This is a genomic window from Bradyrhizobium sp. 149 (assembly GCF_023073915.1).
Classification (GTDB): domain Bacteria; phylum Pseudomonadota; class Alphaproteobacteria; order Rhizobiales; family Xanthobacteraceae; genus Bradyrhizobium.
In genome coordinates, this window is the sequence record NZ_JADPKK010000022.1 from 822653 (window position 1) to 838894 (window position 16242).

15 protein-coding genes and 1 tRNA gene are annotated in these 16242 nt (G+C 64.3%); 8 read left to right on the forward strand and 8 right to left on the reverse strand.

Annotated elements, in window-relative coordinates:
• Nucleotides 1-11: 11 nt before the first annotated feature.
• Nucleotides 12-5216, reverse strand: coding sequence for an alpha-2-macroglobulin (locus tag IVA88_RS21550; RefSeq protein ID WP_247499183.1), 5205 nt, complete (start codon nt 5214-5216; stop codon nt 12-14).
• A gap of 404 nt (nt 5217-5620) precedes the next feature.
• On the opposite strand from IVA88_RS21550, the gene IVA88_RS21555 reads away from it, so the two are divergent.
• Nucleotides 5621-5697: transfer RNA gene (locus IVA88_RS21555), tRNA-Arg, on the forward strand.
• 221 nt (nt 5698-5918) lie between these two features.
• A complete protein-coding gene (locus IVA88_RS21560) occupies nt 5919-6161 on the forward strand; it encodes a hypothetical protein (protein ID WP_247499184.1) in 243 nt (80 codons plus the stop codon).
• Between the two features lie 132 nt (nt 6162-6293).
• On the opposite strand, the gene IVA88_RS21565 is transcribed toward IVA88_RS21560, so the two are convergent.
• The gene (locus tag IVA88_RS21565; RefSeq protein WP_247499185.1) at nt 6294-6569 is read right to left on the reverse strand and encodes a hypothetical protein; all 276 of its coding nucleotides are present in this window, start codon (nt 6567-6569) and stop codon (nt 6294-6296) included.
• 103 nt (nt 6570-6672) lie between these two features.
• Nucleotides 6673-7950, reverse strand: coding sequence for a hypothetical protein (locus tag IVA88_RS21570; protein ID WP_247499186.1), 1278 nt, complete (start codon nt 7948-7950; stop codon nt 6673-6675).
• 124 nt (nt 7951-8074) lie between these two features.
• Here IVA88_RS21570 and IVA88_RS21575 point away from each other — a divergent pair, with 124 nt between their 5' ends.
• On the forward strand, nt 8075-8302 hold the full coding sequence (locus IVA88_RS21575) for a DUF2171 domain-containing protein (protein WP_247499187.1): 228 nt from the start codon (nt 8075-8077) through the stop codon (nt 8300-8302).
• A 712-nt stretch (nt 8303-9014) separates the two neighbouring features.
• On the opposite strand, the gene IVA88_RS21580 is transcribed toward IVA88_RS21575, so the two are convergent.
• A complete protein-coding gene (locus tag IVA88_RS21580) occupies nt 9015-9326 on the reverse strand; it encodes a hypothetical protein (RefSeq protein WP_247499188.1) in 312 nt (103 codons plus the stop codon).
• A gap of 213 nt (nt 9327-9539) precedes the next feature.
• Here IVA88_RS21580 and IVA88_RS21585 point away from each other — a divergent pair, with 213 nt between their 5' ends.
• Nucleotides 9540-9701 (forward strand): hypothetical protein, encoded by a 162-nt coding sequence (locus IVA88_RS21585; protein WP_247499189.1) that lies wholly within the window; start codon nt 9540-9542, stop codon nt 9699-9701.
• A 112-nt stretch (nt 9702-9813) separates the two neighbouring features.
• Here IVA88_RS21585 and IVA88_RS21590 read toward each other — a convergent pair whose 3' ends face one another.
• From IVA88_RS21590 to IVA88_RS21600, 3 genes are all read right to left on the reverse strand, one after another.
• Complete coding sequence (locus tag IVA88_RS21590) at nt 9814-10626, reverse strand: hypothetical protein (RefSeq protein WP_247499190.1); 813 nt, start codon at nt 10624-10626, stop codon at nt 9814-9816.
• Nucleotides 10627-10811: 185 nt separating this feature from the next.
• Nucleotides 10812-11036, reverse strand: a complete 225-nt coding sequence (locus IVA88_RS21595; protein ID WP_247499191.1) for a hypothetical protein — start codon at nt 11034-11036, stop codon at nt 10812-10814.
• Nucleotides 11037-11112: 76 nt separating this feature from the next.
• The gene (locus IVA88_RS21600) at nt 11113-11349 is read right to left on the reverse strand and encodes a hypothetical protein (protein ID WP_247499192.1); all 237 of its coding nucleotides are present in this window, start codon (nt 11347-11349) and stop codon (nt 11113-11115) included.
• A gap of 265 nt (nt 11350-11614) precedes the next feature.
• On the opposite strand from IVA88_RS21600, the gene IVA88_RS21605 reads away from it, so the two are divergent.
• Nucleotides 11615-11962: a DUF6481 family protein gene (locus IVA88_RS21605; RefSeq protein WP_247499193.1), complete on the forward strand. Its 348-nt coding sequence runs from the start codon at nt 11615-11617 to the stop codon at nt 11960-11962.
• Nucleotides 11963-12100: 138 nt separating this feature from the next.
• Here the strand turns inward: IVA88_RS21605 and IVA88_RS21610 are convergent, their stop codons facing one another.
• Nucleotides 12101-12343 carry a pentapeptide MXKDX repeat protein gene (locus IVA88_RS21610; protein ID WP_247499194.1) on the reverse strand — a complete coding sequence of 81 codons (243 nt, stop codon included), beginning with the start codon at nt 12341-12343 and terminating at the stop codon, nt 12101-12103.
• A 317-nt stretch (nt 12344-12660) separates the two neighbouring features.
• On the opposite strand from IVA88_RS21610, the gene dctP reads away from it, so the two are divergent.
• Genes dctP through IVA88_RS21625 form a run of 3 tightly spaced genes read left to right on the forward strand, consistent with a single transcriptional unit; the run spans nt 12661 to nt 15589 of the window.
• Nucleotides 12661-13683 carry a TRAP transporter substrate-binding protein DctP gene (gene dctP / locus IVA88_RS21615; RefSeq protein ID WP_247499195.1) on the forward strand — a complete coding sequence of 341 codons (1023 nt, stop codon included), beginning with the start codon at nt 12661-12663 and terminating at the stop codon, nt 13681-13683.
• Nucleotides 13680-14234, forward strand: a complete 555-nt coding sequence (locus IVA88_RS21620; RefSeq protein ID WP_247499196.1) for a TRAP transporter small permease — start codon at nt 13680-13682, stop codon at nt 14232-14234. The genes dctP and IVA88_RS21620 overlap by 4 nt, the downstream gene beginning before the upstream one ends.
• A complete protein-coding gene (locus tag IVA88_RS21625; RefSeq protein WP_247499197.1) occupies nt 14231-15589 on the forward strand; it encodes a TRAP transporter large permease in 1359 nt (452 codons plus the stop codon). Before IVA88_RS21620 ends, IVA88_RS21625 begins: the two co-directional genes overlap by 4 nt.
• Nucleotides 15590-16242: the final 653 nt, after the last annotated feature.

Genomic DNA, 16242 nt, shown 5'->3' on the forward strand with positions numbered 1-16242 from the left:
CTCGCCATCACTCACTTCGCCGCCCGCACTTCGACGGTGCCCGTCCCGGTCCGGCCGTAGCGCGAGGGATTGTACATGTCCTCGACATAGGCCTGCGGCAGCACGTATTTGCCGGGCGAGACCACACGCACGACATAGGCGACCGTGAAGACCGCCTTGGAATCCGAGGCCCGATCGACGGCCGCCGTGAAGCGGTCGTCGCGGAACTCGGTATCCTCCGGCTCTTCGCCATCCTCGATCCAACCCAGCGTGCCGCTGTCACCCGACGACACCAGCTTTGGATTGTCGATCTCGAGGCCCGCCGGCAGATAGTCGGACACCATGATGTGGCCGTACTCGGGCTTGGCCTCGGTGATCTTCAGCACCACGGCGAAGCGGTCGTTCTGCCTGACCTTGCTGATATCGGCGGGCTTGCCGTCGAGCGTGAAGAAGCTGCGCTCGATCTTGAAGCCATTCGATGCCGCAGGCTCCGGCGTCACCGGCGAGCCCGACACCGAGACCACCGCTTGCACCGGCGCATCGCCGGTGTTGGTGATCTTCAGCGGCTTGCCCTCCAGCGTCGAGGCCTTGTAGCTGCGGTACAGCGCGGTCTTGACTGGCTGACCGTCGACCTCCATCGCCAGGTTCTCCTTGGCGAGCGCGCGCGCCGCCAGCACCAGCCACGCGTTCTCCTGCGTGGAGGTATAGGGGGTCAGCCCGCGCGCGGTCTCGACCCGCGTCACCGCCTGCGTCAGCGTCGCCTTCGGTGCGTTGCCTTCGCTGGCAAGCGACACCAGCGCTGCGGCATCGCGGAGCTGCGAGCCGTAGTCGGTGCGGCCGAATTCCAGCACGGGCTTTGGCGCGAGACTGTCGAGGGCCGCGCCATAGACCCGCTCGGCGCGGTTGCGGTCGCCGACCAGCGCGAGCGCCGCCGCAAGCTGCGACTTCGCGATGGGAGTCGCGAGGTTATTCAGCTTGGTGTCGGCGAGATAGCGGAGGTCGCCGATCGGCGCTGCACCGTTGCGCGCCAGCACGTAGAGGCCGTAGGCGAGATCGCGGCCACCGTCCTTCTCCGGCTCGTTGCCGTTGACGACCGAGTTGCGAATGCGGTCGAGCGCGTTCTTGAACAACACATCCGGCACCACAAAACCCTTTTCGCGGGCGCGGGTCAGGAAGTCCGTCACGTACGCATCGAGCCAGGCATCGTCACCGCCGGCCGACCACAGGCCGAACGAGCCGTTCGAGCCCTGGCGCGCCAGTAGCCGCTCGATGGCGTCGCGGATGCGCTGGTCAACGTCAGTGTCCATTGCCAGATGCGCGCCGGCCGCGAGCTCGTTGACATAGAGCAGCGGCATGGCGCGGCTGGTGATCTGCTCCGAGCAGCCATGGGGATAGCGGTCGAGCGCTTTGAGGATCGTCGCCGCATCGAGCGCAGTCGACAGGCTGGCCGACACCGAGACGCTGCCGGTGCCCGGCACGAGATCGGCGAACATATCCGGGGTCAACGTCAGGCTCTCACCCTTCGCGAGCGTCCGGATCGAGCGCCGCGCCAGGACTTGCGTCGCCGCCTTGACGTCGAGCGCATAGTGCCGCGCCAGCGCCAGACCATTCGGCCCCTTGATGTCGACGTCGAGCGTCGCCTGCCCCGCCGCCGTCGCGTCGATGGCGAGCGAGAAGGAATTGCGCTGCTTGGCGGCGAGCTTGACCGTGGTCGCGGGATTGCCGGTCATCTTCACCGGGCCGCCCGCGTTCACGTTGATGACGTAATCGCCGGCCTGCCCCTCGACATTGTCGATCTCGAGATTGACCGTGCCGTGGTCGCCATTGAGCAGGAAGCGCGGCAGGGTCGTGGTCAGCACCACGGGATCGCGGATCACCACATCCGTGTTGGCGCGGCCGAGCTTGGTCGCGGTCCACGCCACCGCCATCACGCGCGCGGTACCGGCGAACTCCGGAATGTCGAAGCTCACTTCTGCGGTGCCGTCGGCGGCAACGGTGACGATGCCCGAATAGAGCGCGAGCGGCTTTTGCGCGGGCGGCGAACCCTGGAGCTCGGCGGCACCGGCGTCGCCGCCGGACTTGATCTGCCCGCGCGTGCCCGACATGCCGTCGATGAGTTGCCCATAGAGATCGCGGATCTCCGCGCTCAGGCGGCGCTGGCCGAGATAATAGTCGTCCGGCGCCGGCGGCTTGTAATTGGTGAGATTGAGGATGCCGACGTCGACCGCCGCGATGACGATCTTGGCGTCCTCGCCCGGATTGAGGCCGTCGAGCTTGACCGGGATCTTCAACATCGCATTCGGCCGGATCAGAGCCGGTGGCGTCAGCTTCACCTGGAGTGTGCGGGTCTGCTTGTCGATGCCAAACCATTTGAGTCCGATCGCCCGGCCCGGCATGCGTTGCGCGGTCGCATCGAGCGGACGGCGCAGCGTCGCCACAACATAGGCGCCGGTGCCCCAATCCTTGCCGACCGGGAGCTTCACCTGCGCGGTGCCTTCCTTGACGTCGATGGTCTGCGTCGTCAGCAGGCGATCGCCGAGCACGTTGACGGTCAGCTTGCCGGCGCTGCGGACGTTGATCGACACAGTCATCGTGTCGCCCGAGGCGTATTGCGGCTTGTCGATCGAGGTCTCCAGGAGGTCCGGCGTGTCGGCGCTGCCGTCGGAATACCAGCCGACGTCGAACTGCACCGAGGTCACCGGGCCGTCCGCGTCGTTCGACTTGACGTCGAGCCGGTAGCGGCCGGGCTGCGGGGTCAGCGAGATCCGCGACGGCTTGTCGGCGGCAACGGTCACGTCGCCGTCAGAGACGCGCGAGGTCGACTTGACCGGCTCGTACTCCCAGTAATTGCTCTGCCGATACCATTGGTAGCGCGACTCCATCTTCATGAGCTCGTAGCGCAGGCCATCGCGGCGAAGCCTCTCGCCTTCGGGCGAGACGAAGACGATTTCGAACTCGGCCTTGTCGCCCTCGGCGACGTTCTTGTCGCCGAACAGCGGCTTGATGCCGATCATCGCGTTCGCGGGTGCGACCGGCAGCACGATCTTGCGCTCGACCGCGCGGCCGCCAGTCTCGACCATGCGGACGAAGATCTGCGCCTCTTGCGACCGCGTCGAGGCCGGCTGCTTGTCGAGCGTGACCGGGAAGGTCGCAACGCCGTTGGCGTCGGCCTCCGGCAGGTTCTCCAGCGGCGTGCGCTCGCTCGACGTGGTCTCCTCGTCGGCGACGCCGAACTGGTAGCCGGCAAAGCCTGGCCGCTCGGACGCGGGCGCGACCAGCATGTCGCCTTCGAGCGCCAGACCCGAGGCCGGCGCGCCATAGAGGAAATGGCCGTCCGCCTTAAGCTCCACTGGAGTGTTAGCTTTGATCAGCTTGTCCTTGGTGGACAAGTCGAATTCGATCCGATCAGGGACGTAGTCCTCGACCATGAAGGTGGTTTCGCCGACCGAAGAACCCTTCGGATCGGTGAAGGCGCGCACCCGCCAGGTCCCGGTCGGGACGGCCGGGTTGAGCGGCACGGGCAATGTGCGCCCGCCGGCGCCCTGGTCGGACAGCACGGCGCGGCGGTATTCGACGCCATCAGGGCGCTCGATCACCAGGGTCATCGGCCCGCCGGTAACAGCATTGCCCTGCCCGTCGCGGAGCAGCGCGGTGAGATAGACGGTCTCGCTGGAGCGATAGACGCCGCGCTCGGCATAAACGAAGGCGTCGGCGCCCGCAGGCACCGCACGGCCAGAGACGCCGCGGTCGGACAGATCGAAGGCGGAGGTCTTGAGGCTGAGGAAGGCATAGTCGGCCTTCTCGCCGGTCACGGTGAGCATCGCCGGCGACAGGCCGCCCTCGCCGCGCGCCAGCCCCGCCTCGAACAGCACATGGCCGCTGTCATCGGTCTTGCGAGTGGCAAGGATCTCGTTGTTGCGGGCGACCAGCCGCACCTCGGCCTTGCCGACCGGATCGGTCGACGCCAGCGAATTCACGAAGACGTGGATGCCGTCCTTGCCGGAATAGGCTGTGACGCCGAGATCGGAGACAATGAACCATTGGGTAGCGAGCTGGTAGTCGTCGTCCGAGCCCGGCCCCTTCGCCGCGGCCGTCATCACGTAGACGCCGGGCTGGAGCTCGCCGAGCGCCTGGTCGACCGGGAATGCCGTGGTGACGTCCTGGTTCAGCGTCATCGCGGTCGCGAGCTCGCCGGTCCAGACCTTGACGCCGCGCTCGCCGCCGAGATCGCTGAGCTGGTATTTCGACAGAGTCTTCTGGAAATCGCTATCGACCACCGTGTTGATCAGATTGCGGTCGCCGATCCGGAAGACGTTAATGTTGACGGCTGGCGTATTGACGCTGACCACGGGAATGCCGCGCTGGCCCGTCCTTGGCAGCACATAGGCCCGGCTGGTGAAGCGCACGAACGGCTTGCGGTCTCGCACATAGACGTTGAACTCGGCCGATTTCGGCAGGCCCTCCTTCACGGTGGACGGCAGGCCGGCGCGCAGATTGATGTTGTAGCGGTCGCCATGCTTCAGCCCGTCGACGCAGAGCTGCTTGCCCTCGGCCGACAAAGCCGGCTTGTCCTGGCCTGCCAGCGCGAGGTACGGCGCGAAATCGGTGCGCTTGGCGAGTTCTTCCGAGAACTGGAAGCAGGCGCGCGGACTGGCGGAGTCCGAGTCCACGGTGTAGTCGAGCAGCCGAAAACCGTGCTCGTCGCGCATCTTCTCATATTGGCCGCGGACGTCGGCGACCTCGCGCATGTCGAGCGACAGCCGTAGCGCATCCAGCGCCGGCCGCCACAGCTTGCGTTCGGACAGCGACTTGCCGAGCACCGCGAGCGCGTCGGCCTCCTCGCCCGCATTGCCAGCCCGCTGGTAGGCGATGTAGGCGGCGGTCGAGGCACGCTCCAGCAGGAACGTCTGCTCGCTCGAGCTCTTGGGCGTGATCTGGAAGATGACTTTCGCCAGGCGCAGCCAGTTGCCGGCGTCCTCCGGCGTAGTTGCCGCGATGTGGCCGAGCACCGACAGGCCGGTGCGATAGTCGTTGCGCCGGAAGGCGGCATCGGCGTCGGTGCGCAAGCTTGCGCCGGACTTGGCGACCGGCCCCGCCTCGCCCTTGATCTGCGCCTCCAGCTTGATCGCGGAATCAGCGAGGTCGTCCCGCTTGAACGCCTTGTCCGCCGCGTGCGTGGCCACAAGGCCAAACGCCAGCGTGGCGCAGAATGTGGCGGCGCGAACCAGACCGATCATGGTGGACTCCCGGAAATCGCGGACGAACGCCCGCTGACGCATGAAATGCGCGGAAAGGTGACGGACTCAAGGCGATGGAACCAAAGGTGCAAATTCGTCGCATTCGCCATGGCAAAGGCAAGCCCAGAGGAGACTGATCAAGATCTCGCCACGCACGCCGTCCTGATGGCGCAGCAATACCCGACCAGTCGACCGGCGGCCGTGCCCCGGAAGCTGGCCAGCGCCCCCGGCGATGTGATCCATCGTCCAGTCCGCTGCCGCTCGACCCGGCACCCTGACACCCCACCGTCCCGCTTTGTTGCGGCTTCTAGGAAAACGGTTCGGTTCAGGCTTGGCGAAAGACGATATTTTTCATAATGGCATGGTAGACGAACAGCAGGCCCCAAACCGAGGTGGCTCAAGACGGTCCCGTAGCTCAACTGGATAGAGCATCAGATTTCTACTCTGAGGGTTGCAGGTTCGATTCCTGCCGGGATCGCCATTTTCAGCTCCATTGGCAATCTCATCCACCGGAGCATCATCTTGGCTCACCCGGCGAGTTCTTCCGGCGCCCGGGGACTCGATGCAACCGGCGTTCATCACGACGCGCACCTGCAGAATCAGTGTCCTTCACGAACGCGTGGGTAGCCTCGCTCCGGGCTTTGATCCGGGCAAACGAGCCCTATCTATGCGCCGAGCGACGTGCGCCCGATAAGGACTTCGATGCTGCTATCCGACTGGACGAGAATGGCTATCGCATCTGCGGTGGCGATCGTCGCAATATCGTTCCTGGCAATCGACGCGGGAGTCCTGAACTCCGGGATGATCACAAAGCCCATCGCGACGGCGCAGGCTTCCATCGCAGACGTGGCGGTGAGTCAGCATCAACTCGCCTTCGCCGTTCAGGCGTGGGCGCGTCGCGGCCACCAGAAGCCTGCCCTGGAAGAATGCCTGGCGGTCGATTGATCCAAGCGCAGTTTGTCGCAGCCCCGTCTCGCGGATGCATACGCGCACGTAACAGTGATGTTTGTTGCAGGCGATGGGTTTCGCACGGGCTCCACCTATCCTGCGAGCTGTAGAGCTCGCACAACAACGCCATTATTCCCCCCGGATGAAGATCGTCCAAATCCAGCCGAACAGTGCGCTCAACGCGGCAACCGATGCGGCGATTGCTGCGGTTCGAGTCCACCAGATCTGCCGCTCATGCCGTTCGATATCCGCCTCGGATTTTTGATTATCTTTCCAGTTCAGCCATTCCTGGGCGAACCCGATCGTCATGACGGGCGCGGCTCCGATCGCAATCGCCCCAGCGGATGCCGCGTCGGTCTGGGCAAGGCGCGCGCGGACGTTGGCTGCACCCGTCTTTTCAAGCACCGCAAGCCATCGCCGGGACTGTTCGTCTGAAACATGCCACGTGCATTCCCTGTAAGGAAATGCTTTCGGTCGCTCTGTCATGGCCTCGCACCGTGCTCACCATTCAGGGGGCCCCCTGATGTCTCGCCCACCACCGCGCAATCGCCGCCGCGACATCCTTCCACAGCTCGGTCGGCAGATCCGGCACGGCCACCCGCACGCTGTACCGGTCCGTGGTCGCATCGTGAAACCACTCGGTCGCGGCGAAATCGAAACCAAAACTGCCGGCGTGCCGAATGGGAAAGCCTTCGCCGCTCAGATCGCGGCTCATGTCTTCGGCGGCCTGCCGTGCGGTCGCCTCATTGAGGGCGCGCCTGCCGCGAAGCGTGACATAGAGACCGTGAGTGAAATGGAGCTCGGCCGAGAGCGAGGCGAGCTCAGAGGCGAAGTATCGCGCCGTGTGGCGACCGTTGCGCAGGATCGCCGCGACGCGTTTTTTCGTCAGTGCCCAATAGGCTGCTGTGCCCACAAACGGCGGGAAGTGCGCCGGCAGCGCCGCGCCGCCGAGAAGCCGTACGGCATTGCCGGTTTCCGCCGCCAGGCTTTCGGACATCAGACGACCTGCCTTCATATCCTTGCCGCTCCAACGCACGAATACAGCAGAGCCGAGCCGGCCGTATTCCACCCCGAGCGAATCCAGCTTGTTATGACTTCGCACCAACACGACGGGAATGTCCCATCGCGCGGCCCATCTCAGGACGCGCCGGATGCGTCCCGATCGGCCGGCGAAACATGTCGTATCGAAGATCAACAGATCGAGCGCCGAACCGTTGCAGTGCAGAGTCGCTTCGAACGCTCCGGCAGAGGCGCATGAATCCAGCAGGAGAATCTGCGGCGAGGCTGCCGAAGCAAGTGCATCGTCCAGCGGCAGCTTCAGCGTGACAAGCCGCAAATGGCGGACGAGGCTTCGGATCAGCTCCAGCGTCTCGCCGTAAGTACCCGGCAGCAGCACGATGTCTGCCTTGCCGATGATGCCTGCGGAGGCGAGCAGCAGCGCGGAGATCGCGGCCATGCCGGAGGCGGTATAGATCGCCTCGCTCCTGCAGCCCCGCTCGAGTTCATAAAACGAGGGGCCGCGCACCCTAAGGTCCGCACGCTGATAATCGTAGCTGAACGCAAACGGACCGCTGCTGGGAGACGTCGCGTGCGACCAGGCGGTCTCTGTCGCCTTCCAGTCCTGCAGCGCATGCTCGGCGCGCAGCGCGGCGGCTAGCTGAAACTTGGAGTCCACAACCTCGTCGACCGATCGCGGACGAACCAAATGCAGCGGGCTCCTCAGGCAATCGTTCAGCAGCCCGATTTCCCCGTGCTTTCGTTCGAGATAAGCCTCAAAAGTCTCCATGCGAATCTTGGCAATTGCGACTGCGTTTCAACGTTCGGCGAACGCATTGGCTCCAACAATCGGCCCCGCCCATCCTTGCAACGAAGACCGGTGCTCGCCGTTGATACTGGACAAGGAGAACATCATGAACGATGTCAGAGAGCACATGAAGATCATCGGCAAGGACGGCGCCCATGTCGGCACCGTCGACCGCGTCGAGGGCAACCGCATCAAGCTGACGCGGAGGGACAGCCCGGAAGGTCACAGGGACCATCATCATTACATCGACACGAAATATATCGGTGCCGTCGAAGGCGATGTCGTCAAGCTTTCGGTGAATGCAGACGCGGTGCCGAAGTCGGAAGCGGTCTGACACACTGAGCCCCTGCGGGGGCTTGTCGTTTGTTCACGGGTCCTGCTCCGCTTCGTTCCCCGAAACGAATCGAGATCAGAAAATCGTCGTCGGAACGAGTGTTAACGCCGTGTTTCGGCAGCTCGCGTCAGGCGTCGAGCGTCACAAGCGCGGGCCGCAACCGGTAGGCGTCGATCGCGGCGTTGGACAGCAGTAATCGTCGCCTTTCCTTCGTGATCTCACGAGGATGGAATGAATCGAGGGGCACGGAACGAACCTACGATCGGCGCGTTAGACTCCGAGTGGCGCCGATCTGCCAGCCCCGGTCGGCTCTAGAACCCGTGCTTGTCCCCCGAGCACCGGGTTTTTCCTGTGAATGCGCGTTCTCCTCGTAAGCGTGCGCTCAGTCCGCCCGTTCCTCGCGCCGGTCACGGGCGAGCTGATGCCAAGCCAGGGCCAATTCGATGAAACGTTGCCGGTCGGGACCTTCGGCGGCCACGGCGCGCTTCATCGCTGCCTCGGCTTCGTGCTGTGGATCGTACTTGCTACACATGAGGCCGACTCTAGCCGGCCGATCTGGACAAGCGCATGGCAATTTCGTCCGTATGATTGCGGGGTCAACACCCGCCTCACGCGAACTTGCGAGGCGCGGTCCAGTTCACGCGCCTGTCGAACGACCGGCGCGACCATTGTCGCGCCGGATTTCGGATTTACACATTCCATGCGAAGCCGCTCAGCGGCCCGTCGCCGGATTCGGAGGCGACGCCGGTTGCGACGGGTTCTGACCGCTGGGCAGCAGCGTGTTACCTGAGGGATTGATCGTCGTGTTCATTCCCCCAGTTGCGCCCGTCGCGCCCGTGCCGGTACCGGTACCGGTACCGGTACCGGTCGTCGTGCCGGAGGAGGCGCCGCTCGACGTGCCAACGCCTCCGGCGGATGCGCCCCCGGATGCGCCGCCTGCACCGGCGCCGCCTGTGCCCTGCGCGAGAACGGCGGTCGATGAAATTGCCAATGCCAGTCCCAGGGTGATCGCAGCCAACTTCATGAAACTCTCCTTCTGATCGCTTGCTGATCGCTTGCCGACAGAAGGGGAAGCCGCGAACGGCGCGTTTGTTTCCAGAGATGTGCCGCACGAAGCAGTGAAGCTGGGCTCGATATGGACGATCTGTGAAGTGCGTCACAGCCTGCGCCCGGCGGCTCCGCTAAACAGCCCTCAACGCTCTCAAGAGAGCGAGAAGGCATGGGAGATGTTCCCGTCATGACACAAAAAGCCGCAGCCGAAATTGTCGCACCGACGCGACGCGAAAAATCCGACCCGCTCGGCATCGCATGTCTTGCGACCATCGGCATCGTGATGCTGGCCTGGATCGCTGGCCTGGTGTGGGCCGCGATCGCATTCTTCAGCTGGCTCGTGTCCTGACGCACACGGCCATCCTTCTTTAATCAATTCTCGGCCAGCTGACGGCCAGCGCCAAAACGAAAAGAGGCGGGCCTTTCGCCCGCCTCTTCGCTTCAGATCTCGCCTGAGGTGCTCAGTAACACGCGCGGGGATCAGCCTGCACGTACTGGCCGCTCGGATAGCGGTAGTAGCAGTTGCCCTCGGCCAGATAGTAGCCGGGACGCGAGGCAGCCGTGGCGCCGGCGATCGCGCCGCTGGCACCGCCGATCACGGCACCCGCGGCCGCTCCCGAAGCGTTGCCCGAGATCAGGCCGCCCAAGAGGCCGCCCACGATGGCCCCGCCAAGCGCACTCGCGCCGGGATCGGCCGGTGGCGGAGGCGGCGGCGGTTCGTAGGCCACGGGAGGCGGCGCCGGGGCATAGGCCACCGGCACGTCGTCGTAATAGTCTTCGGAAATGTAGGCGGGCGGGCCGTCAATCCGCTGCGGATAATAGTACCGCGCGCCCCCAACATCCCACCACCAGCCGGAGCGGCCGTTGTGGACTTCGTGGCGCCAGCGTCCGCCATCCCAGGCGAGATGGCCGCGATAGGCCTGTCCGCCCCAATCGCGCACCGGTGCGGGACCCCTGGCGTAATTGCGTCCGGGCGGCGGGCCGCCGACATTGCGCGGGCTAGGACCTGGACCCCCTGCAAGAGCTGGATTTGCACCCGGACCTCCGCGACCAGGACCGCTGGCCTGAGGCTGGCCGGCAGGCCCGGGCCGGACCGCCTGCTGCGGCGGCGGACCCTTGCGCACGTTCTGCGGCGGGGTACCCGCGCCCGGCCCGGCCGATGGCTGGGCGGCGTCTCTCGGCGGCCTGGCGTCCTGAGCCTGCGCCGAGACGGCGAGCAGTGACATGGCCGAAACCAAGGGAATGATGATCTTGATGCGACTGGACGCACTCATGCGTGTTTGCCCCCCTACTCTCTCGATTGCCGTCGATGGCCGTGGTGCCCGGCGCGATAGATGATTCGCCTCGCGCTGAGCTGATGCCGGCTGACATGACTGACCTGCTTTGGTCGGCTATGTCCCATTACAAATGATTAGGATCACGGCATTTTTTCGTCCGCGCGGGGCGCGCTGGAGCGCTTCTAGCGGGCCGGCTCGATCACATTGCAGTTGCTTCGCCCCGACATCAGGCAGTCCTGCATCTTGCTTGCGGAGGTGAGATCGCGGGCGAGCCACCAGCCGACGCCGAGGATCAAAATCGCGATGATCAAACCGGCGATGGCGCCGCGGCGGTTGTCACCCGATTGAGCTTTTGGAGGGGATTTGGGCTTCTGGCCCGGTTCGGGCCTAGGTTCGGACTTTGGCATGGCTGACCGATCACGGGGGCGAGCGGGCTTTATCACCTCTGCGGCGTGGCGTCACATCCTGCTCAGCTTCTCCCGTTCAGCCTCGGGTCGGCCGGATCGCATCCTTGCGCGAGGTTTCGACCCCCGGGATCGCCTGCTGGCGTCGCGGGGCGCAGGTCGTGAGCACAAACGCGGTCTGGGTGCATTCCCAATCTGCCCCCAGGACGGCACTTTCGATCGGCTGCGGACGGGCAAGGAGCAGCGTGGCGCCGGCCATGGCTGCTACCGCGACGGCGATTGCGAGCGCTTTCAGGCTCAGTCTTGAGATGGTCATACCCGTGCTCCGTATCGTATCGGGCGGACGCTAGGCGTCGCTCCGCGTGGCCCCTTATGAGGGACATCACAATTCGGCAGTTTTTCCGGGCTACGAGAGATCGTCGGGGCGGCGATTTTTCGTCTACCTGATCGGCTGCGATTATGGGTGGCGTCGCGCCGCGCGGCGATGTAAACGCTTCTGCGTCGCGTTGCGCCTGCTATGCCCAGCCGACGTACCAACCGAAGTGATGTAGGACCGGAAGCGAGGAAGACAAGGCTCGTCGATGAGTGGATTCAGGGAACCCGGCTTCGCAGACCGGCAAAAGGCGGCGCAGGACGCACGCAAAAATCTTTTAAACAAATTCAAGTCGCAGCCCGGGCTCGATGATCCCGCGGTCGCGGCGAAGCGTGCCGAGCGCGAGGCCCTCGCGGCCAAGCGGGCCGAGACGAAGGCTGTGCGCGAGGCGGAGAAGGCTGAGCAGAAGCGCCTTGCAGAAGAGGCTGCCGCGCTCGATGCCGCGCGGATCGCCCGCGAAGCCGAAGAAGCCATCGCGAAGGCGGCTGAAGCCGAGGCCGAACAAAAGGCCAAGCGAGACGCCCGCTACGCCGCCCGCAAGGCGAAGCGCAAATAACATTCGCAAGTCTAACGCTCGCAAGTCACGTTCATTTGAATTCGGACTGAAACATTACTTCCGGGCGGTCCACGTGACCGCCCGGAACTTTTGACGCGCTCGTCTGCCTGTCGCAAGCGCCTCCACGACGATGGAAGATCAATTCTTCTTCATCATCCCGTTGTCTTTCTTCATCCCGTCCTTCGACATCGTGTCCTTCTTCATGCCGTCGTCCTTGGACATGGTGTCCTTCTTCATGCTTTCCTTGGACATCGTGTCCTTTTTCATCATGCCGTCATCCTTGCCCATCTTGTCTTGGGCAAAAGCGGCCGGCGACAGCGCGAGGCCGAGCGAGAGAACGGCCGCCGAGACGCCGAGCGCGTTGCGGGTACGAATGGTCATGACTGGTCTTCCCTTCGAGATGATGTTTGTCAGCGACGGACGCCGCTATCCGATTTCGACGGATTGCCACGGGCCGTTGTTACGCGGCCGCTGATAAATTTCTGCGCACTTGCCGCTGTCCTTCGTTCGCCGGATGCAGGAGATCAGGAGTGTGCAACGCAGCATGGTCGGCACTTGCCGCGGCATTCGGTCTCGAACTATCAGATGAGAGAACATTGTTTGAAAGACCGGTTAGGATGGGCCTTAGCGCGGTCTCAGGACCAGCCCAAATGACAGCAAACAACAACGCTCCAAAGAAACGTCCAAGGGATCACACCATGCTCACGCGCCGCCATCTGATCGCGACCGCCGTCGCCGCACCCGCCATTCTCCGTTTCGGTACCGGCACCGCGCATGCCGCGACCACGCTGAAGATCTCGCATCAATTCCCGGGCGGCACCGTCGACAAGGGCGATTTCCGCGACCGGCTCTGCCGCATGTTCGCCGCCGAAGTCGCCAAGCGCAGCAACGGCGACATCGCCGCCGAGATCTATCCGAACTCCTCGCTGATCAAGACCAACGCGCAGTTCTCCGCGATGCGCAAGGGCGCACTCGACATCAGCCTCTATCCGATGCCCTATGCCGGCGGCGAATTGCCGGAAACCAACATCGGCCTGATGCCGGGCCTCGTCACCACCTACGACCAGGGCATGCGCTGGAAGAAGGAGCCCGTCGGCAAGGCGCTGACCGACTTCCTCGCCGACAAGGGCATCATCCTGCTCAGCTGGGTCTGGCAGGCCGGCGGCGTCGCCAGCCGCTCCAGGCCGATCGTGGCCCCCGAAGATGCCAAAGGTCTGAAGGTGCGCGGCGGCTCGCGCGAGATGGACATGGTGCTGCAGACCGCCGGCGCCTCGGTGCTGTCGGTGCCCTCCAACGAAATCTATGCAGCGATGCAGACCGGTGCCTGCGACGCCGGCATCACCTCCTCGACCAGCCTGATCTCGTTCCGCCTCGAAGAGGTTGCGAAATCGCTGACGTCGGGCGCAGGCGCGTCCTACTGGTTCATGCTCGAGCCGCTGATGATGTCGAAGGCGATCTTCGACAAGCTGCCGAAGAACCAGCAGGACGTCCTGCTCGCGGTCGGCACCGAGCTCGAAGCCTTCGGCCGCAAGGGCGCGCAGGACGACGACGTCGAGGTCACCAAGGTCTACGAGAAGGCCGGCGCCAAGGTCTCGGCGCTCGATGCCGCCACCGTCGGCAAGTGGCGTGACATCGCCCGCGACACCGCATGGAAGGACTACAGCGCCAAGACCGCGATCTCGGCCAACCTGCTCAAGCTCGCGACCGACGTCGCGGCATGAGCCACGGTCCGCTTCCGGATCGCGACGACCAGGCCAACGCTGCCGCAAGGACCGGCCTTGCGGCGGCGATCGATCGCGGTCTCACCATCCTCAACAGCATCATCGTCGTGTTCGCCGCGATCGCACTGATCGCGGCCTGCGTCATCCTGAGCTACAGCGTGCTCAGCCGCGCCTTGTTCCACGCCGCCAACTACTGGCAGGACGAGGCTGCGGTGTTCCTGCTGGTCGGCGCCACCTTCATGACGGCCGCCTACGTGCAGCAGAACCGCGGGCACATCGGCATCGAGGCCTTCGTCGGCCTGCTCTCGCCGCTGGCGAACCGGATCAGGCTCTGGCTGGTCGACGCCGTGACGCTTCTGTTCTGCGCTTTCTTCGCCTGGAAGTCGTGGACGCTGGCGCACGAAGCCTATGTCGACGGCCAGGTCTCGAACTCGATGTGGTCGCCGCCGCTGGCCATCCCCTATTCGTTGATGGCGCTCGGCATGAGCCTGCTCTGCGTCCAAATCCTCGTGCAGCTTGCGCTGCCTTTCGCTGGAGCCAGGCGTTCATGAGCGTTTTCGGTATCGGCCTCGCGTACGGGATCGCGACGCTGGTCGTGATGTTTTCGGGCATGCCGATTGCGTTCGCGCTCGGCGCGGTCGCTGTCGTGTTCATGGGCATCTACATGCCCGCCGCCTCTCTCGATACGGTGACGCAGAACGTCTACGAGGAAATGGCCTCGATCACGCTGCTGTCGATCCCGCTCTTCATCCTGAAGGGCGCCGCGATCGGCAAGTCGCGCGCGGGCCAGGATCTCTATTCGGCCCTGCACGCTTGGCTGCACCGCGTGCCCGGCGGCCTCGGCGTCGCCAACGTGTTCGCCTGCGCGCTGTTTGCGGCGATGGCGGGCTCCTCGCCCGCGACCTGCTCGGCGATCGGCTCGGCCGGCATCCCCGAGATGCGCAAGCGCGGCTATTCCGGCGGCTTTGCCGCCGGAATCATTGCCGCCGGCGGCACGCTCGGCATCCTGCTGCCGCCGTCGATCACCATGATCCTGTTTGCCGTCGCCGCCGAAAAATCGCTCGGACGGCTGTTCCTCGCCGGCATCGGGCCCGGCCTGCTGCTGGTCTCGCTGTTCGGCGCCTACGCCGTGATCCGCTTCCGCCAGGAATATGCCGCGGCCGAAGCGATCTACAAGAACGGCGGTCCTGAGGCCGCGATCCTCGCCCGCGACGAGTACACGCTGGCGGAACGTTTCAGCGTGCTGCCGCGGGTGATCCCGTTCGTGCTGCTGCTCACCGGCGTCATGATCGCGCTCTATGGCGGCTACGCAACGCCGTCGGAGACCGCCGGCCTCGGCGGCCTCCTGGCGCTGGCGCTGATCGCGGCGATCTACAGCGTGTGGCGGCCGAGCGACCTCGCCCCGATCCTGAAGTCGACGATCCGGGAATCGACCATGCTGATGATGATCATCGGCATGTCGCTGCTCTATTCCTACGTGATGAGCTATCTCCACATCTCGCAATCGGCCGCCGAATCCGTCGTGGCGATGCACCTGCCGCGCTGGGGCCTCTTGTTCGCGATCCTCGTCATGGTCGTCGTGCTCGGCTTCTTCCTGCCGCCGGTCTCGATCATCCTGATGACGGCGCCGATCATCCTGCCGCCCCTACGCGCCGCCAATTTCGACATCATCTGGTTCGGCGTGGTCATGACCATCGTGATGGAAATGGGGCTGATCCATCCACCCGTCGGCCTCAACATCTTCGTCATCCGCAACGTCGCGCCCGACATCCCCTTGCGCGAAGTGATCTGGGGCACGCTGCCGTTCGTGCTGCTGATGATGGTCGCGGTGCTGCTGCTCTGCTTCGTGCCGGGGATCTCGACCGCGCTGCCGGATCTGGTGATGGGGCCGGACGGGAGCAGGTAGGGGCAATCACAACTGCCGTGGGGTGGGCGAAGCGAAGCGTGCCTACCACTCGCGAATGCAATCGCGGAGGATGGAGTAGACACACAGCCTTTTCGAGTTCGCCTCTAGTGCGCGCCGACAGAGAGAAAGCGCGAGTTTGTGGGAGGTCGAACATGAAATTCGGCACTTTGGAGAGCAGCGATTTTTCGATCATAGAAAACCTGCTCATCCGCAGACGTATCGCGGCTCCAATCCTCACCTCCGAGACCGTGCCGCAAGACCTCCATAAATTCTATTCGGAATGGAGCGATTGGGCGGAGGAATGCATCGTTAGTGTGAGGCAGCGCTTAGCCGTCTCTGCAGATGTACGCTTCTGTCTAATCGCCACGTCAACACCCAACGCATTCGCTACGCGATCACGAGGCCGCTACTTCGTCGCCGTTCAATTGGCATCATATGGCAGAACCTGTTTCGAAAACTGCTGCAGTCCACCGAGTTTGTCGCTTACCTAGGCCTCGCTCCGCTGAACGTCGATCAGCTCAATGAGCATTCCCTCACTCTCGCTTCGCTAGCCTTCCGCTGGATTGTGCTCCACGAACTTGGCCACATAAAAAATGGCCACCTCCATCTATCTGTTCATCGGGCATTCGGCGCCAGTTCCGCGGAGATAATGA